The 18,785-nt window shown below is 66.2% G+C and carries 10 protein-coding genes; all 10 read left to right on the top strand.

Annotated elements, in window-relative coordinates; all coding sequences use genetic code 11:
• The first annotated feature begins 199 nt into the window (after positions 1-199).
• The 10 genes from HYZ11_05030 (at position 200) to HYZ11_04985 (ending at position 18,752) form a co-directional block, all read left to right on the top strand.
• Complete coding sequence (locus HYZ11_05030; GenBank protein MBI3126950.1) at positions 200-1,933, top strand: ShlB/FhaC/HecB family hemolysin secretion/activation protein; 1,734 nt, start codon at positions 200-202, stop codon at positions 1,931-1,933.
• Between the two features lie 205 nt (positions 1,934-2,138).
• On the top strand, positions 2,139-8,075 hold the full coding sequence (locus HYZ11_05025) for a filamentous hemagglutinin N-terminal domain-containing protein (GenBank protein MBI3126949.1): 5,937 nt from the start codon (positions 2,139-2,141) through the stop codon (positions 8,073-8,075).
• A gap of 396 nt (positions 8,076-8,471) precedes the next feature.
• The gene (locus tag HYZ11_05020; GenBank protein MBI3126948.1) at positions 8,472-9,461 is read left to right on the top strand and encodes a hypothetical protein; all 990 of its coding nucleotides are present in this window, start codon (positions 8,472-8,474) and stop codon (positions 9,459-9,461) included.
• Complete coding sequence (locus HYZ11_05015; GenBank protein MBI3126947.1) at positions 9,458-12,901, top strand: molybdopterin-dependent oxidoreductase; 3,444 nt, start codon at positions 9,458-9,460, stop codon at positions 12,899-12,901. The genes HYZ11_05020 and HYZ11_05015 overlap by 4 nt, the downstream gene beginning before the upstream one ends.
• Positions 12,902-12,912: 11 nt before the next feature.
• Complete coding sequence (locus HYZ11_05010; GenBank protein MBI3126946.1) at positions 12,913-13,179, top strand: hypothetical protein; 267 nt, start codon at positions 12,913-12,915, stop codon at positions 13,177-13,179.
• A gap of 12 nt (positions 13,180-13,191) precedes the next feature.
• Positions 13,192-14,463, top strand: a complete 1,272-nt coding sequence (locus tag HYZ11_05005) for a 4Fe-4S dicluster domain-containing protein (GenBank protein MBI3126945.1) — start codon at positions 13,192-13,194, stop codon at positions 14,461-14,463.
• 11 nt (positions 14,464-14,474) lie between these two features.
• Entirely contained in the window at positions 14,475-15,239 is a 765-nt protein-coding gene (locus HYZ11_05000) for a molecular chaperone TorD family protein (protein MBI3126944.1), read from the top strand.
• A gap of 30 nt (positions 15,240-15,269) precedes the next feature.
• Positions 15,270-16,787 (top strand): c-type cytochrome, encoded by a 1,518-nt coding sequence (locus HYZ11_04995; GenBank protein ID MBI3126943.1) that lies wholly within the window; start codon positions 15,270-15,272, stop codon positions 16,785-16,787.
• A 154-nt stretch (positions 16,788-16,941) separates the two neighbouring features.
• Entirely contained in the window at positions 16,942-18,108 is a 1,167-nt protein-coding gene (locus HYZ11_04990) for an NnrS family protein (protein ID MBI3126942.1), read from the top strand.
• Between the two features lie 281 nt (positions 18,109-18,389).
• Positions 18,390-18,752, top strand: coding sequence for a hypothetical protein (locus tag HYZ11_04985; protein ID MBI3126941.1), 363 nt, complete (start codon positions 18,390-18,392; stop codon positions 18,750-18,752).
• Positions 18,753-18,785: the final 33 nt, after the last annotated feature.

Genomic DNA, 18,785 nt, shown 5'->3' with positions numbered 1-18,785 from the left:
AATGACATCTCCCGCGGCGGCATCCGGCGCAGGCGTCCACCCTAGCGGTAGGGGCGTGACGATAGATCGTACTGAGGATGTCAAGAGGGGAAATATGGCTCTTGGGAGCGCCCTAAAGGCGGATTGTTGTGTTAAGCTTTCGTAAAATAAGGACAGCAGCCGTTTCTCAAGAATCCCCGCCCGGGTGTACGGAGCCGTTTTGTACACCGCCAGCCGCCTGAAATCTCGCAGCTCTGGCACAGGGTCGACCCGCTTTTTTTGTTGGATGACGGTTCTTGTCGCGCTCTCGACCGCGCTGGGCATGAAAGAAGCTTCCGCTCAGGCGGTACCTCCCACTGTGGAGCCTGGGCGAATCGAAGAGCGGTTCGAAGCGCCCAAGAGGCCGCGATCGGCGATCGAGCCGGTGGTCCCGCCGGCGGAGCGGGCGCTTCCCCCGGGCGAGGCCGGGAAGATACGCTTCGCCCTCGCCGGAGTGGTGGTCGAAGGCTCCACCGTCTATAAAGATTCTGATTTTCTGCGGTTCTACGAGCATCACTTAGGAAAAGAGATTTCGCTCGCGGACGTGTACGGGATCGCCGCGGCCATCACCGCCAAATACCGGAACGATGGCTACATCCTCTCCCAGGTGATCGTGCCTCCCCAGCACATCCGCGGCGGCATAGTTCGGCTGAGGGTGATCGAGGGTTTCATCAATCAGGTCATTATCAAAGGGGAGATACTTGGCTCATCGGCTCTCCTTAGAAGTTACGCCGGCAAAATCGAGCGGTCGCGCCCTCTCCGGGTAGGGGAGCTGGAACACTACCTTCTGCTCGCGAACGACCTTCCGGGTGTGAGCGTGCGGTCGGTGCTCGTGCCATCCGAGACCCAGCCGGGAGCCTCCGACCTCATCCTGGAGGTCACCCAGGATAACTTCGACGGGTTTGTCAGTTTCGACAACCGCGGCACCGAGTTCATCGGTCCCCACCAGCTCTATTACGGCCTTGCCTTCAACTCGGCCTTCGGGCTGTTTGAAAGAACCGATCTGCGGTTCATACACGCCCTGCCGCCGAAGGAACTTCGATTCGGCCAGCTCATGCACGAGATCCCATTGGGCGCCGAAGGCACCAAGGCGATCTTTTCCGTCAACCACAGCCGGTCGGAGCCGGGCGATGACCTGAAGCCGCTTGAGTTCGAAAACCGGAATACGGCGGTTTCACTCACCCTGATTCAGCCCTTCATTCGTTCCCGCACCCAAAACCTCTTGATGCGGGCCGGGATCACCGCCCGGCGGTCGGAGAGCGAGATACTGGGGGAGCGCCTGACGGAAGACCGCCTGCGCATCGCCACCTTCGGTTTCACCTACGATTTCGCCGACCGCCTGCGCGGCGTGACCCTGCTGGACGTGGGCCTGAGCCAAGGTTTGGACATCTTTGGCGAAACGAAAACCGGCTCCCCGAACCTCTCCCGGGAGAATGGGAAAAGCGACTTCACCAAAGTGACGGCGGAACTGTCGCGTCTTCAGCACCTGTTCTCGGAATTGTCGCTTTTCATGTCGTTTCAGGGGCAGTACGGAGGCAGCCAGCTCCTCGCCTCCGAAGAATTCGGCGTGGGGGGCGGGCAGTTCGGCCGGGCTTACGATCCCTCCGAGATTGTCGGCGACCACGGAATCGCGCTGAAGGCGGAGCTTCGGCTTGATCAGCCCTTCGGTCTTCGGGCCGCCCGGGGCGTCCAGTTGTACGCCTTCTACGATTTTGGGGCCGTCTGGAACCGCGCAACGAGCGGCGGCGGGCGGCGGGAATCGCTGGCGTCGGCGGGCGGGGGAGTCCGGCTCAACATCACCGACATGATTTCCGGCCATCTGGAAATCGCCGTTCCTCTCACCCGGGGGGTGGCGGCGCGCGGAGGCGATGGGGATGATCCCCGTCTTTTTTTCGGGGTCGTAATGAGATTCTGAATCTGAAACGCAAATACCAGATATATCACTCCCCGGATTCTCAAAACGCAACAGCTCTATCATCCGGAAAAACCTCAAAATTCGTGGTATTTCAAGAGGATGCCGATTAATATGTTAATTCTCAGTTCAGGAAAATTTAAAGAGGTATTCACGCCCGAGAACGATGGACGAATGCGGATTTTGGCTGTCCAGGAGACGCTCCCGCATGTCCCCCCGCCGGGCCGGGCTCGCCCGGCGGGCGGGGGCCGCCGTGTTTGCGGCGAGCCTGCTCGCGTCCCCCGCCGCACGCGCCAACCCCATGGGGGGGCGGCTGATCGCGGGCTCCGCCCGGATCGAGCAGCCCTCCCCTAAGCGCCTCAACGTCGTTCAGGGCACCCAGAAGGCGATCATCGACTGGCGCTCGTTCAGCATCGGCGCCGGCGAGCACGCCGACTTCCAGCAGCCCTCGGCCTCCTCCGTCACACTCAACCGCGTGACCGGAGGCAACGTCTCCGAGATTCACGGCCGGCTCACCGCCAACGGCAACCTCTTCCTCGTCAACCCCAACGGCATCCTGTTCGGGCAATCCGCGCGGATCGACGTCAACGGCCTGGTCGCCACCACCTCGGACATCCGCAACGACGACTTCCTGGCCGGCCGGTACAGCTTCAAGACGCCGGGCGCGGGCGGCGGCTACGTCATCAACCGCGGAACCATCACCGCGGCCGAGGGCGGCCTCGTCGCCCTGGTGGCGCCGTGGGTGGAGAACTCCGGGGTCATCGAGGCCCGCCTGGGGCGCGTCGCGCTGGGGGCGGGTCTCACCTTCACCCTCGACCTCTACGGGGACCGGCTCATCCAGCTCGCCGCGGACGGCAAGGTCCTGGAGAAGATGACGGGGCCGGACGGGACGCCCGTCGCCGACCTCCTCGCCCACTCCGGGCGCATCAGCGCCGAGGGCGGCACCATCCTCCTCACCGCCCAGGCCGCGAAGGGCATCGTCGACAACGTCATCAACCTGAGCGGCGTCGTCGAGGCCAGGACGGCCGTCCAGAGAAACGGCGAGATCATCCTCGCCGGCGGGGACGAGGGCATCGTCCGCGTCTCGGGCGCCCTCGACGCCTCCGGCAAGCAGGCGGGGCAGCGGGGCGGGCGGGTCGAGGTGCTGGGCAACAGGATCGGGCTTTTCGGCGGGGCCCTCATCGACGTCTCGGGGGATGGGGGAGGCGGGACCGCCCTCATCGGGGGCGACTACCAGGGCAAGGGAGCCATCCCCACCGCCGCCGTCACCTACGTGGCCCCCGGCGCCTCCCTCACCGCCGACGCCCTGACGCTCGGCGACGGCGGCAAGGTCATCGTCTGGGCCGACGGGACCACCTGGTTCGCCGGCTCCATCACCGCCCGGGGCGGGCCCTCGGGCGGGGACGGCGGCTTCGTCGAGGTCTCGGGCAAGCAGGACCTCGCCTTCCGGGGATGGGTGGACACCCGCGCGCCCAAGGGCCGGACGGGCACGCTTTTGCTGGATCCCGACGACATCAATATCGTTGACGGCGGTGGCGGCGCGCAAGACTTGGATCTAGTGGCACAAGGCGGCATCATTCTTGCTGCCACTCCTCCAACTCCCTACACCATCTCGGAAACCGCGCTCGAAGGGCTGATTCAGGCTACCATTATCCTCCAAGCAAACAACAACATCACGATCAGCAACCTCGACGACAACCTGCTGGCTCTGGGGGCCACGGCGTCGGTGGTTTTCACGGCGGACGCGGATGGCAACGGCGCCGGCGCCTTCACGATGAATATCGGCGACACCATCCGGACCAATGGGGCCAGTATCCGCATTGACGGAGCCACTGTCACAGTCGGCGGGCTGAACACGAATGGCGGCGGAGGCATCACTCTCAACGGGCGCAACGGCGTGACCATCTCCAACGCCGTCGCCGGGGCCGCCGCCTCCACCGTCAACGCCGACACGAACGCTGACGGCATCGGCACCCTCACCGTTGCGGCGCCGAACGGATCGCTGTCCACGGGGAACAACACCCTGACCGTCACGGCGGCCAATCTCAGCCTCAACGGCAACGTGAGCCTGGACAGCGGGACGGCCGCGACCACCATCCGGCGTTCGACCCTCGGCACCATCGGCCTCGGGGCGGCCGGGGGGGACATGACCCTCAGCGGGGCCATGCTCAAGCGCATCAAGGCGAATGGCCTCACCCTGGGCGGCACCAACACCACCAAGATCACGGTGGACAACGTCGCGGAGGCGAACAGCAACAACATCTCCGGCACGCTCACCCTCGAGGCCACGGCGGCGAACGGCCAGGTGACCTTCTCGGGGATGGCCTCGACGTTCAACGCCCTGGCGGTCAACGCCAACGACCGGGTCAGCGTCAACGCCAGCCTGACGACGGACACCGGCGCCCTCACCCTGGACGGGAATGCGGACAACGCCGGGGTCCCGAACAACGACATCCAAATCGCGGCGGGAGTCACTCTCACCTCGGCCGGGGCCCTCACGCTCGACGCCACGACCGGCGGCATCGTCCTGGACGGGGCAGGCGCCCACACCCTTAGCGCCACGGGCATCGTCACGCTGAACGACAACCTCACCGCGCCGGGAGGCGGTTCCCTCACCATCTCCGCCGCCGACCTCGCCCTTGTGGGCACGGTGAACACCGGCGCGGGCTCCGTCACCATCTCCCGCTCCTCGGCGGGGACGATCACTCTTGGTGACGGCGCGGTGGGCTTGATCCTCGACAAGATCGAGCTGGCGAAAATCACGGCGACGGGGCTGACCATCGGGGGAACCAACACCACCGCGATCACGGTGGACAACATCTCGGAGGCGAACAGCAACAATGTCTCGGGCACGCTCACCCTCGAGGCCACGGCGGCGGGGGGCGCGGTGACCTTCCAGACCGCGGCCTCGACCTTCAACGCCCTGTCGGTGAACGCCACCGGCGCGGCCACGATGAACGTCGGCGTTACGACCGACACGGGGAACCTCTCGATCTCAGCCACCAACATTGCGCTCAACAGCACGCTCAACAGCGCGGGCTCCGTGACCCTCGCCTCGTCGGGGACGATCGGCCTAGGCGACGCCGCGGGGGCGAACATGACCCTCAGCAAGGCGCAGTTAGCGAGCATCACGGCGGCGAGCGGGCTCACCATCGGGGGGGCGAACACCACCGGGCTGACGGTGAACAACCTCGCGGTGGCCGACCTCAATACCGTCACCGGGCCGCTGACGCTGAACGCCACCGGCGCGGGGGGGACGGTAACCTTTTCGGGGTTAGCTTCGACGGTCAACCGCGCTTTGAACGTGAACGCCCTGGCCGGCGTGACTTTGAACCAGAGCCTGACCACGGCGGGGGCGACGGCGGTCAACGCCGACACCAACAACGACGGGGCGGGAACCCTCACCGTGGCGGCCGGCATGACGCTCTCGACCGGGGGGAACCCTCTGACCATCACCGTCGCCGACCTCGACCTCCAGGGGACCGGGAGCCTGAACAGCGGCGCGGCGGCCACGACGATCTCGCGCTCCTCGGCGGGGACGATCAGCCTCGGGGGAGCGGCGGTCGGGCTCGCGATCTCGGGGGACGAGCTTCAGAACATCACGGCCACGGGACTGACCATCGGGGGGGCCAACACCACTACTCTCACCGTGGACGGCATCACCGCGCTGAGCCTCGCCGGCATCTCCGGGACCGTCACCCTCAACGCCACGGCAGCGGGGGGCGCGGTGACCTTCCAGACCACGGCCTCGACGTTCAAGACCCTGGCGGTCAACGCCAACGACCGCGTCAGCGTCAACGCCAGCCTGACGACGGACACGGGTGCTCTCACCCTGGACGGGGACGCCAACAACAGCAATAGCGGTGGAGCGGAGGCCAACAACGACCTCCGGATCGCGGCGGGGGTGACCCTCACCTCGGCCGGGGCCCTCACCCTGGACGCCACGACGGGGGGCATCGTCGGGGCCGGCGCGCTCACGCTGAACGCCGCGGGCGGCGTGACGGTCAATGACAGCCTCACCACGGCGGGAGCGACGTCGAGCAACGCCGACACCAACAACGACGGGGCGGGCTCTCTCACCGTGGCGGCCGGCATGACGCTCTCCACTGGGGGGAACTCCCTCACGCTCACCTTGGCCGACATCGACCTCCAGGGGAGCCTGAACAGCGGCGGGGCCGCCACCACCATCTCCCGCTCCTCGGCGGGGACGCTCCGCCTCGGGGGGGCTGCGGTCGGGCTCGCGATCTCGGGGGCCGAGCTCCAGAAGATCACGGCGGCGGGCCTCACCCTGGGCGGGGCCAACACCACCACCCTCACCGTGGACGGCGTCACCGCGGCCAACCTCGCCGGCATCTCCGGGACCTTGACCCTAACCGCCACCGGCGCGGGGGGCACGGTGAGCTTCTCCGGGGCCGCCTCCACGATCAACAAGCCCCTGAACGTGAACGCCCTGGCGGGGGTGACCCTCAGCCAGAGCCTCACCACCGGGGGAGCGACGGCAGTCAACGCCGACACAAACAACGACGGGACGGGAACCCTCACCGTGGCGGCCGGCATGTCCCTCTCCACCGGGGGGAACTCCCTCACAATCACCGCCGCCGACCTCGGCCTCCAGGGGGGCCTGAGCAGCGGGGGGGCCGCCACCACCATCTCCCGCTCCTCGGCGGGGACGATCGGCCTGGGGGCGGCAGGCGACATGAACATCAGCGGCGCCGAGCTTCAGAACATCACGGCCGGCGGCCTCACCCTGGGCGGGGCCAACACCACCGGGATCACCGTGGATGGGGTCACCGCGGGCCAGAGCAACAACGTCTCCGGTACCCTCACCCTCGAGGCCACGGCGGCGGGGGGCCAGGTGACCTTCTCCGGCGGCGCTTCAACCTTTAATGCCCTGTCGGTGAAGGCTAGGGACCGCATCAGCCTCAACGCCAGCCTGACGACGGACACGGGCGGCCTCGCCCTGGACGGGAACTCGAACAACGCCGCGGACGCGAACGACGACATCCGGATCGCGGCGGGGGTGACCCTCACCTCGGCCGGGGCGCTCACCCTGGACGCCACGGCGGGGGGCATCACCGGGGCCGGCGGGTTCACGCTGAACGCGCTGAGCGTGACGGTCAACGACAACATCAATGCGGGGGGAGTCATTTCCACCCGGGCCGGCGGCGGCATCACTTTCAACCAAGGATTGACCCTCGGCTCGGGCCTCACGCTCGACACGACGAACGGAGGGGAGACCGTGGCCGGCGGGAACATCACCTTGAACGGCGCGCTGAACGCGGCGTCCGCCGGGGGCCAGGATCTCACCCTGAGGGCCGGCACCTCCGGCGACGTCACCTTCAACGCGGCGGCGGGCGGAACGGCGCGGCTCGGAGCGTTGACCATCGAAAGCGCGGGGGACGTGACTGTGGGGAACGTCCTCCGGGTGAATTCGCTGACGCAGGACGCCGGGAGCGGAACAACGGACTTCGGCACGGCGAGCCTCGACGCGGCCGGGGCCGTCACGGTGAAGGCCACCGACATCAAAGGGAACATGACCGCCGGAAACACCAAACTGCTGGCGAGCGGCACCATCACCGGCGACCTGAACGTGAATTCGCTGACCATCTCGGGCGCCAGCGCGGTCCTCACGGGGAAAGTCGCCGGCGCGGGCGGCGCCGGGGCCGCGGCCCTGATCACCATTGAGGGACCCAAGGCCGGGCCTTATACGATGAACGGCCACCCGATTGGGGCTCCCGCGCCGGCTCCAACCCCGGCGCCGAACACTCCGGCGCCTGCGCCAGCCCCGGCGGTCACGACTCCGGAAACGCCGAATCCACTTCCTGGAACTTATGAGAAGGCGAACACCGTCGCCGCATCCATCGGCACGACCCAGACACCGGCGGGAGGTTCCCCAAATCCCGTTTCCTTGGGCGAATCCAATGAATCGCCTCCTGACTCTCCGGCCGATGCCGTGTTCCGCCGGAATGAGACTTCCTCGGGCCACATCGTCGGCCCCTTCGATCGGGACTACGCGCTCATCCGGCCGGCTCCCGGGACGGAGAACCTCTATCGAAATGTGAATTATCTTTTTGAAGAATTCTGGCGAAACCTCGGCCCCATCGAGTGCACCTACGGTGGGGCTCTGGTTTGCACGCGGAAGTAATGATCGCCGGCCGCCTAGGGATAGACTTTCCGTCCTGACGCTCAAGCGGATCATGAGAACCCTCCGCTTTGAATTCCCCTGTCTTTCATGGGGCGGCTGGCAGAACCGGCAGCCGCATTCCTGGAAAAAGACCCTCCAAACCGTCCTTTTCCCCGTGCCCTGTGATGGGCTCGCCTCGCGAAGCGTTTCCCGGCGGGGCAATTTTCGTCATTTTTTCACGTGAATCTTTTTTTGCAGGAGGCCTTGCGGGGAAGAAAAAGGGATATATATTGAAAATAATATCTTATTTTCTTCTATTGAGGTAATATTCAGACGGAGACGGGGCAGCAAAGGGTGGAGAGTTCTTGTGGCACCATATAGGAAATAAATCTCTTTAATTCTTTTTTGGAGCCTAGAATGAAACTGCTCTTCGACGACGCTCTATGCGAAGAGGTGGTCGAGAGGGAGATGGGCGCCCAGGTTCGGGGCGGCGACCCCGCCGCCATGCGGGATTTCCGCAGGGCGGCCGACGCCATCTACCGGACCATCCCTCTTCAGAGGCGCCAGGCGGCATTTCTCTCCCTCTATCAAAGGACCCTGGCCGCCCTCCCTCATGCCGGCCGGCTCGAAAGGCTCATCTGCGAGATAGAGCCGGACGCCCTGTTGCCTGCGGCATGCCTCTTCTCCCGCGCCTTCAAGGGCGAGGAAGAAGGCATCCAGCTCAGCGAGGATGCGAGCATACTGGGAGTGCGGATCCGGACCGAAACGCTGCTGGACGAGGCGGCCTGCGCCTACCTCCTTCGCCACGAGCTCACCCACATTCAGGACATGCTGGATCCGCGTTTCGAGCATGACCCCGCGTCACCCCTCGCTCCGGCCGCTCCCTCCGAGGAGAGCCTCCTCCGCGACCGCTATCGCACCTTATGGGATCTCTCGGTGGACGGGCGGCTCGGCCGGTCGGGGCGGCTCCCTTCCGACGTCCGCGAACGTCGCGCCGCCGAGTTCCGCTCCCTGTTCCCGGCCCTGGATGAGGAGAGCGCCGCGAAGGCCATCGAGACGCTGTGGTCAGGGCCCCGCCCCTCCGATCCCGCCTTCCGCCGGATGGTGAGGGGCGCTCCGGAGCTGTGCGCGGCCCTGGGCATTCCGTTTGAGGCATCCGCCTCCAGGGAACGGCCCGCCCGCAGCCCGGGCGGATCTCCCTGCCCACTATGCCGCTTCACCACTTTCGAATGGGCGGAGGCCTCCCCAGGACTCATCGAGGCCGTTCAAGCCGACTACCCCGCCTGGTCTCCCTCCCAGGGTCTCTGCACCCAGTGCGCGAACCGCTATCTTCTCGGGGCGTTCTTCGCCCCGGTGTCCCGCTCCGACGGCCGGACACCATCCCTGACTGGAGGCTCACGCCGATGAACGTCTCCCGACGCCAGTTCCTGGCAGCCAGCAGCGCGGGGCTCCTCGCATGGAGCGCCCGCGGGCTCTCCCTCGCGGCCCTGGCGCCTGTCAGCGAGGTGGACAACCCCCTGGGCAGTTATCCCTCCCGGGGCTGGGAGAAGGTCTACCGCGATCAATACAAATGGGACGAATCCTTCACCTGGGTCTGCTCGCCCAACTGCACCCACGAGTGCCGGATGCGCGCCTTCACCCGGAACGGCGTTGTCCTTCGGGCGGAGCAGAACTACGACCAGCACCGGATCAGCGACCTCGACGGGAACAAGGCCACCCACCACTGGAATCCGCGCGGGTGCGCCAACGGCTTCACCTTCCAGCGCCGCATGTACGGCCCCTACCGGGTGCGTTACCCCATGATCCGGCGCGGCTGGAAGCGCTGGGCGGACGACGGTTTCCCCGAGCTGAACCCGGCGAACGCCCAGAAGTACGGCTTCACCGCCCGAGGGCAGGATACCTTCCTCCGCGTGAGCTGGGACGAGGCCTACACCTATGCCGCCAAGGGCTTCATCCACATCGCCAGGACCTATAGCGGAGAGGAAGGAAAGAAGCGCCTCCTCGCCCAGGGCTACGCCCCCGAGATGCTCTCACACGTGGAGGGGGCCGGCACCCGGGTCATGAAGTTCCGGGGGGGCATGGGCCTGCTCGGCGTCATCGGCAAGTACGGCATGTACCGCTTCGCCAACACGATGGCTTTGCTGGATACCCATGTGCGGGGGGTGAGCCCGGATAAGGCCAAGGGCGGGCGCGTCTGGTCGAACTATACCTGGCACGGCGACCAGGCGCCGGGCCACCCTTTCGTCCACGGCCTTCAGGCCTCCGACTGCGACTTCAACGATCTGCGCTCCACCAAATACCATCTCCACATCGGAAAGAACCTCGTCGAGAACAAACGGCCCGACAGCCACTTCTTCATCGAGTGCATGGAACGCGGCGCCAAGGTCGCCGTCATCACGCCCGAGTACAGCCCCGTGGGTACCAAGGCGGATTACTGGGTCCCCATCCGGCCGCAGTCGGACGCCGCCCTCCTGCTCGGTGTCACCAAGATCCTCATAGACCGCAAATGGTACGACGAGAAGTTCGTCAAGGAATTCACGGATTTCCCCCTCCTCGTCCGGACGGACACCCTGAAGCGGCTCCAGCCCCAGGACGTGGTCCCCGGCTACAAGAACCAGGACATCTCCCAAGGAGCCTCTTTCAAGGTCCACGGCCTCACGCCCCAGCTGCGCGAAATTACCGGCGACTTCATGGTGTGGGATCGGCGGACGAACCGCGCTGCCGTCATCACCCGGGACGACGTCGGGAAGAATTTCGTGAAGAAGGGCCTCGACCCGGCCCTCGAGGGCAAGTTTCAGGTCCAGACAGTGGATGGCCAAACCGTCGAGGTCATGCCCCTTTTCGAGATGTATAAGACTCATCATCTCAAGGATTACGACCTCGACACCGTCCACGAGATCACACAGGCGCCCAAGGAGCTCATCGAGCAGATCGCGAAGGACATCGCCACCATCAAGCCCGCCGCCATCCACGTGGGCGAGGGCATCAACCATTGGTTCCACGCGACGGGGATCAACCGCGCCACCTATCTTCCGCTCATCTTGACCGGGAATATCGGCAAGCCGGGCGCGGGCTCGCACACCTGGGCGGGCAATTACAAGGCGGCCCTCTTCCAGGGCTCCGCCTGGACGGGCCCCGGCTTCAAGGGCTGGGTGGCCGAGGACCCCTTCGACGTAAACCTCGACCCAGGAGCCGACGGGAAGGAAATTCACGCCCACGGCTACACCAAGGACGAGGAGCCCGCCTACTGGAACTACGGCGACAAACCCCTGGTCGTGGAGACCCCCAAGTACGGGCGCAAGGTGTTCACCGGCATGACCCACATGCCCTCTCCCACGAAGGCGCTCTGGTTCACGAACGTGAACCTCTTCAACAACGCCAAGTGGCTCTACGAGATGCTCAAGAACGTGAATCCGAAGGTGGAGATGATCGTCTGCTCCGAGATCGAGATGACCTCCACCGCCGAGTATTCGGACATCATCCTCGCCGCCAACACCTGGATGGAGTTCGAGCAGCCCGAGATCACGGCTTCCTGCTCAAACCCCTTCCTCCAGATCTGGAAGGGCGGCGTGAAGCCCATCTATGACACCAAGGACGACACCCTCATCATGGCCGAGATGGCCCAGAAGATGGGGGAGCTCCTGGGCGACAAGCGCTTCGCCGATTATTGGAAATTCGCTCTTGAGCGGAAGTCCGAGGTGTACATCCAGCGTCTCCTCGACTCCTCCACCACCACGCGGGGCTACAAGTACGCCGACATCATGGCGGGCAAGTACGGCGAGCCGGGCTCTGCGCTCATGCTCTTCCGGTCCTATCCGCGGATTCCTTTCCTCGAGCAGATCGAGGATTCCGTCCCCTTCTACACCGCGACGGGGCGCCTCCAGGCCTACAACGACGAGCCCGAGACCATCGAGTACGGCGAGAACTTCATCGTCCACCGCGAGGGGCCCGAAGCGACGCCTTACCTGCCGAACGTCATCGTGAGCTCGAACCCCTACATCCGGCCCGAGGACTACGGCATCCCGCGCGGGCACATGGGCTGGGACGAGCGCCAGGTGCGGAACATCAGGCTCCCCTGGGCCGAGGCCAAGCGGACGAAGAACCCTCTATGGGAGGCCGGCTACCGCTTCTTCTGCCTCACTCCCAAGAGCCGCCACACCACCCACTCCTCCTGGCAGGTGACGGACTGGAACTTCATCTGGGGGAGCGACTTCGGCGACCCCTACCGCATGGACAAGCGCCAGCCGGGCGTCTCCGAGAACCAAGTGAGCATGAACCCCGAGGCGGCCAAGGCGCTGGGGCTCAAGGAGGGCGACTACGTCTACGTGGACGCGAACCCGGCCGACCGGCCCTATATCGGCTGGAAGCCGGACGATCCCTTCTACAAGGTGGCGCGCCTCATGCTGCGCCTGAAATTCAATCCGGCCTATCCCTACAACGTGGTCATGATCAAGCACGGCGCCTGGTGCGCCACCGAGAAGAGCGTGAAAGGCCACGAAACCCGCAAGGACGGCCGCGCCGTCTCGGCCGACACGGGCTATCAGGCGAGCTACCGCTACGGCTCCCACCAATCCATCACGCGGGGCTGGCTCATGCCCATGCACCAGCTCGATACCCTATTCCATAAAACGAAGGCCTTCATGGGCTTCATCCTTGGGGGAGAGGCGGACAATCACGCCGTCAACACGGTCCCCAAGGAGACGCTCGTGAAGATCACCAAGGCGGAGGACGGGGGCCTCGGCGGGCGCGGCGTCTGGGCCCCGGCGGCGACCGGTTTCTCCGCCGGAGGGGAGAACGCCTTCATGCGCCGCTATCTGGAAGGCATGGTCAGGGTGAAGAAGGCATAGGGAGATATTCGATGCCCAAGGATGAGTTCGAATTCGAAGACCCGATGGAACTCGTTTCCATCCCCATGCCCGGGGCCGCGGCGGAGATAGAGCGCGAGATGGCGAAATGCCTGGCCGAAGAATACCTCCGCATGGGGCACACGCCGGAGGAGATACTGGCCATGTTCCGGGACCCCTTCTACTCGGTGCTCCACAATCTCTGCCGGGCCATGGGAGAGGACGAGATCCGAAAAATCGTGACCCAAGCCCTCGCCGGCTGGCCCTCGGCCGTTCGATAAGGAGACCACCCCATGCCCCAGGTCTACAACTGGCAGCTCGGGAGGAAGATGGAGTACCCCTACGAAGAGCGCCATCCCGAGCGGCAGTTCGCCTTCGTGTTCAACATCAACCGCTGCATCGGCTGCCAGACGTGCAGCATGTCGTGCAAGTCCACCTGGACCTTCTCCAAGGGCCAGGAATACATGTGGTGGAACAACGTCGAGACCAAGCCCTACGGCGGCTATCCCCAGCACTGGGACGTGAAGATCCTCCAGCTCCTCGAGGAGGCCAATCCGGACGGCCAGGTGTGGGATGCCGGAAAGAACGGCGCCCGCCGCCCCTACGGCGCTTTCGAGGGCATGACCATTTTCGAGGCCGCCCAGCGCCGGATCGGCCCCGAGGGCCCCCAGCGGGTGCTGGGCTACCTTCCCACGGACGAGGAGTGGCGCTTCCCCAACATCGGGGAGGACGCCCCCAAGGGGCAGAAGGGCGCCGCCCTCAACTTCGACAAGGAAGGCGTCCGGCTGCCCGAGCACAAGAGCTGGTTCTTCTACCTCCAGCGCATCTGCAACCACTGCACCTACCCGGCCTGCCTGGCCGCCTGCCCCCGCAAGGCCATCTACAAGCGGCCCGAGGACGGCATCGTCCTCATCGATCAGGAGCGCTGCCGCGGCTACCGCAAGTGCGTCGAGGCCTGCCCCTACAAGAAGTCCATGTTCCGCGTCACCACCCGCACGAGCGAGAAGTGCGTGGGCTGCTACCCCCGCATCGAGGGCAAAGAGCCCCTCGCCGAGGGCCGGATATGGGAGACGCGCTGCATGGCGGCTTGCGTGGGCAAGATCCGGATGCAGGGCCTCGTCAAAGTCGATCAGAAGACGGGCGACTGGGCCGAGGACCCGCAGAACCCCCTCTACTTCCTGGTGAAGAAGGAGAAGGTGGCCCTGCCCCTCTATCCCCAGTTCGGCACCGAGCCCAACGGCTACTACATCCCGCCGCGCTGGGTGCCCCGCCCCTACCTGCGGCAGATGTTCGGCCCTGGGGCGGATGAGGCGGTCGAGAAGTACTCCGCCCCCTCCCGCGAGCTGCTGGCCGTGCTCCAGCTCTTCCGGGCCCAGCAGGCCGTCATCTTCCGCTACGACATCAAGCCCGGGCCCAAGGTGTTCGAAACCACCATCAACGGGAAGCCCTGGTCCCTCTACAACGACACCGTCATCGGCTACGACGACAAGGGCCAAGAGCTGGTGCGGGTGACCGTCGAGGAGCCCTTCCACAAGCGGCCCGAAGAGCGGGCGAACAGCATCTGAGGAGACGCGCCATGACCGGCTCACCGGCGGTAACGGCCTATGCAAGGTCGCGCCTCTACGCCTACCTCGCCGCCTGCTTCCGCTATCCCGACGAGGCCGCCTGGAGGGAACTCACGGGCAGGAAGTCCCGCGCCACCCTCGCCTTCGCCTGCGCCCTCCTCGGGGAGGAGGCGCCCTACCAGGCCCTCCGCCTCCACGGCGGGGGAATGCGGCTTCGCGGAATCGGGAGCCTCGGCGCTCTTCGCGAAACCTACGGGGAGGTCTTCGGCCACACCATCTCCAAGCAGTGCCCGCCCTACGAGACCGAGTACACCAACATGCACCTCTTCCAGCAGTCCGATTTCCTCGCCGACCTGGCCGGTTTCTACCGCGCCTTCGGCGTACGGGTGAGGGAAGGGACCGAGCGCCTCGATCACCTCGCCATCCAGCTCGAGTTCCTCCATTTGGCGGCCTTCAAGGAGGCGCGCGCCCTGGAGGGCGGGGACGCCGAGGCGGCCTGCGTCTGCCGGGATGCCCAAGTCTCCTTCATCGAGGATCACCTGGGCCGCTGGGCGGGGGTCTTCGCGAAGCGCCTCAAGCGCTGGAATGCGGAGGGGCCCTACAGAGCCGCGGCGCGGATGCTGGCCGACTACATCGCCGCCGAGGCGCGGGCGAATGCCGCCTCTCCCGCCGCCGTGGCCGATGTCACGCGGGGAGAATTCCTCCCGATGGCCGCCGACGAGTGGGACGCCTCCGATTGGCAAACCGCCGGGGAGAACGGCCCGGCTTCGCTCTGAGAGGGACTCGCCATGCTTTTGAGACAGGGAATGGTCCTCGCCGCTGGGACGCTCTTCCTCGCCGTGGCCGCCTCCCCCGGCTGGGCCGCCCCCATGAAGATCGACGCCAAGCTGGCCGAGCGGGGCAAGGCCGTATATGCGCGCGAGTGCGCGGTCTGCCACGGCCCGGCGGGGAAGGGGGACGGCGAGGCCGCCTATCTCCTCTTTCCCGCCCCGCGCGACTTCACCTCCAAGATGTTCAAGATCCGCACCACCCCTTCGGGCGAGGCGCCCCAGCGGTCGGACATCGTGCGCGTCCTCCTCCTGGGGCTTCCAGGCTCCACCATGCCGAGCTTCGTCTCACTCCCCGAGAGCGACCTCCGGGCAGTGGCCGAGTACGTCCTCTCGCTGGCGGGCTTCGAGAACGAGCCCGCCGAGTTCGTCAAAATCCCCAAGGCGCCCCCCGCGACGCCCGAATGGCTCGCCAAGGGCAAGGCGGCCTATCTCAAGTACGAGTGCAACAAGTGCCACGGCGACAAGGGGGACGGAAAGGGCACCAGCGCGGCCGAGCTGAAGGACTATCTCAAGCGGCCCATCCGGCCGAACGACTACACGAAAGGGGTATTCAAGGGAGGGGGCGACGTCCAGTCCATCATCACCCGCATCCTGACCGGCATCGAGGGCACCCCCATGCCCTCCCACGCGGAAGTGCTCGAAAAGCAAGAGGACGTGATCGCCCTGGCCCACTACGTGCGGCAGTTCTCCAAGGGCCGCGACTTCTGGCAGCCGAGCACCGGCGTCATCCCGGCCCGGCGGGCGCAGGGCAAGGCGTCCCTGCGGACGGACGACCCGCAATGGGCCAAGGTCATCCCCACGCCCATCCCCATGATGCAGCTCAACAACGACGGCCGGCCGCCCATCGAGATGAACGTCCGCGCCCTCCACGACGAGACGAGCATCTCCATCCTCCTGGAATGGGACGACGCGACGCCCGACCGGATGGGGTCGGTCGGCACCTTCGGGGATGCCGCCGCCATCCAGTTCTCCCTCGGCGAGAAGGATCCGCCCCTCTTCGTGATGGGCGCTCGCGACAACCTCGTGAACATCTGGCACTGGGCCGCACCTCCGGTGGATGTGGAGGCGACCTACGCGGGCATGGCCGTGGACGACTATCCTCTCTCGGGGAAACCTTATCCCCGGAAGGAGATGGGGCACCCCCCCATCGCGGCCTCGCGCGCCACGCGGACGCCCTTCGTTTCGGCCTGGGCGGCCGGCAACCCCATCTCCACGCCCGGCCTGGCCCGGCCATTCATGGACCTGAACGCGGGGGGCTTCGGCACCCTCCAGCCCCAGGGCCCGAAGGACCAGAACGTCCAGGGGCAGGCGCGGTGGTTCAGGGGCAAGTGGCGGGTGGTCTTCACGCGCTCGATGGAGAGCCCGGGCAAGCAGGATGCCCAGCTCCTGGCGGGCTCGATCCACCCCATCGGCTTCGCGGTGTGGGACGGCTTCCGGCGGGACCGAAACGGCCAGAAATCCGTCACCACGTGGTACAAGCTTCGGATCGAGTGAGGTTTCATCCATGCCATTGCAAATGCACCTCCCCGTGACGCGCGGACAATCATCCGTTCCGCCTTCCCGCGGGGCATTCCCGGCGGCGCAGGACCGGCGGGCGGCGCCGCCGCTGCTGACGATTTCTGCGGCGCCTCCGGAAAGGCCGGCTTGCGTGCCTCTCCTGAGCCACGGATTCCGGCCCTTCTTCCTGCTGGCCGCGCTCTATGGGGCGTTGTTCCTGCCGCTGTGGCTGGCCGCGTTCGTGGAATCCTTGCCCGTGAAGGTGGCCTTTCATCCCGTCGTATGGCATGGCCACGAGATGGTGTTCGGGTTCGCCGCCGCGGCGGTGTGCGGATTCCTTCTCACGGCCTCGTCCACCTGGAGCCAGATCCCGCCCGTGACGGGCCGGAAGCTCGCGCTGGTCATCGGAGCATGGGCGGCCGGCCGGGCGGCGATGTGGCTGTCCGGAATTCTGCCGTCCATCCTCGTCGCGGCCGCGGATCTCGCCCTGTTCCCGATTCTCGCGGCGGCCATCCTGCCGGTGCTCCTGTCGCGGGGGAACCGGCACAATCTTCTCTTCCTCTTGGCCCTGGGTCTTTTCTTCCTGGCCAACGCCCTGGTGCACCTGGAGGCGTGGACGGGGGTGGCGGGGGCGGCTGCCGTGGGCCTGCGGCTGGGGGTGAACCTACTCGCCCTGCTGATCGTGATCATCATCGGGCGCATCGTCCCGACCTTCCTGAATGTGGCGAGGCTGGGACGAGGTTTTCCCCGCAAGCCGGCCTTCCGCCCCTGGCTCGAGGGACTGGCCGTCGGTTCGATGGCGTTGTTCGTTCTCCTCGACCTTTTCATGCATGAGTCGGCATGGGCGGGCGGCGCGGCCCTCGCAACCGCCCTCGCTCAGGCGGCGCGCATGGCGGTGTGGCGCGCGGGACGCGAGCTGCTCAAGCCGTTCATCTGCGCCCTGCACCTGGGCTACGCATGGCTGACCGCCGGCATGGCGCTAGTCGGCTGGGCGTACCTGGGAGGACCCGTGCCCTGGGTGAGCGGGCTGCACGCCATGACGGCGGGGGGCATCGGCACCATGGTTCTGGCCGTCATGTCCATCGTGGGCCTCCTGCATACGGGACGGCCGGCTGAAATCCGGCCCGCGATCGCCGCCGCTTACCTTTTCGTGTCCGCGGCCGCGCTGGTCCGCACCCTGGCGCCGATCGCGATCTACGAAAGCTACCGCGAGGCGCTCATTTTCTCCGGGGCGCTTTGGGCGGCCGCGTTCCTCCTCTATCTCTGGGTCTACCTTCCCATCCTTGCCCGTCCGCGTCCGGACGGCATCCCGGGCTGATGAAGAAACCATAGAGCGGTTCCGGGCCGCCGCTCTCGGATGTCAATCTTTCCACCCGGCGCCATCCGGGGGGGGCGCTGATCTCTCTATCCGACGTGGCAGCCGGTCTTCATCGGAGAGGATGGGCGGCCGGGCATCCCGGGGCAGGGGGGACCCAAGTGCCGGGACATTCTCGGCACCATGGAGGAGCTTTCTAAGAAACTGGGAACCCGGCTGGGCCTGAAGGGAAATCAGGCCGAGGTCCGCATCGCCTAGGCAGCCGGCGGGAGAGAGCCATAAAGGTGAGGGAGCGGAAGTTGGGGCGAATGTTCAGCCTGGGCTTCGGCGAAGGAGAGGATTTCTACGGCTCGCTCGTCCGCTTCGTGATGGAGAAGCGCATCCGTTCCGGGTTTGTGCTGTTCATCGGGGCCTTCTACGAGTGCGACATCATCCCCGGGGTGCTCTCGCCTTCTCCTCCGATGCCTCTCCACGATCAGACCCGCAAGCACCTGAGTGACCGGCGGGACGTCCACGGCCACGGGGTCATCACCTGGCCCGAGGCTCCGCCCGAAACCCTCCTGCCGACGCACCGGTGGAAGGGGGAGCCGGAGCCCTACGTCCACCTCCACCTGACGCTCAGCGGCGGGCCAGGGGAAGCTCGATGAGATCTACGCCGGGCACCTGTGCGACGGCCGGAT

It is taken from the genome of Candidatus Tectomicrobia bacterium (assembly GCA_016192135.1).
Taxonomy (GTDB): Bacteria; UBA8248; UBA8248; order UBA8248; family UBA8248; genus 2-12-FULL-69-37.
Note: the sequence above shows the minus strand (reverse complement) of the source record. Positions and strands in the feature narration are given on the sequence as shown.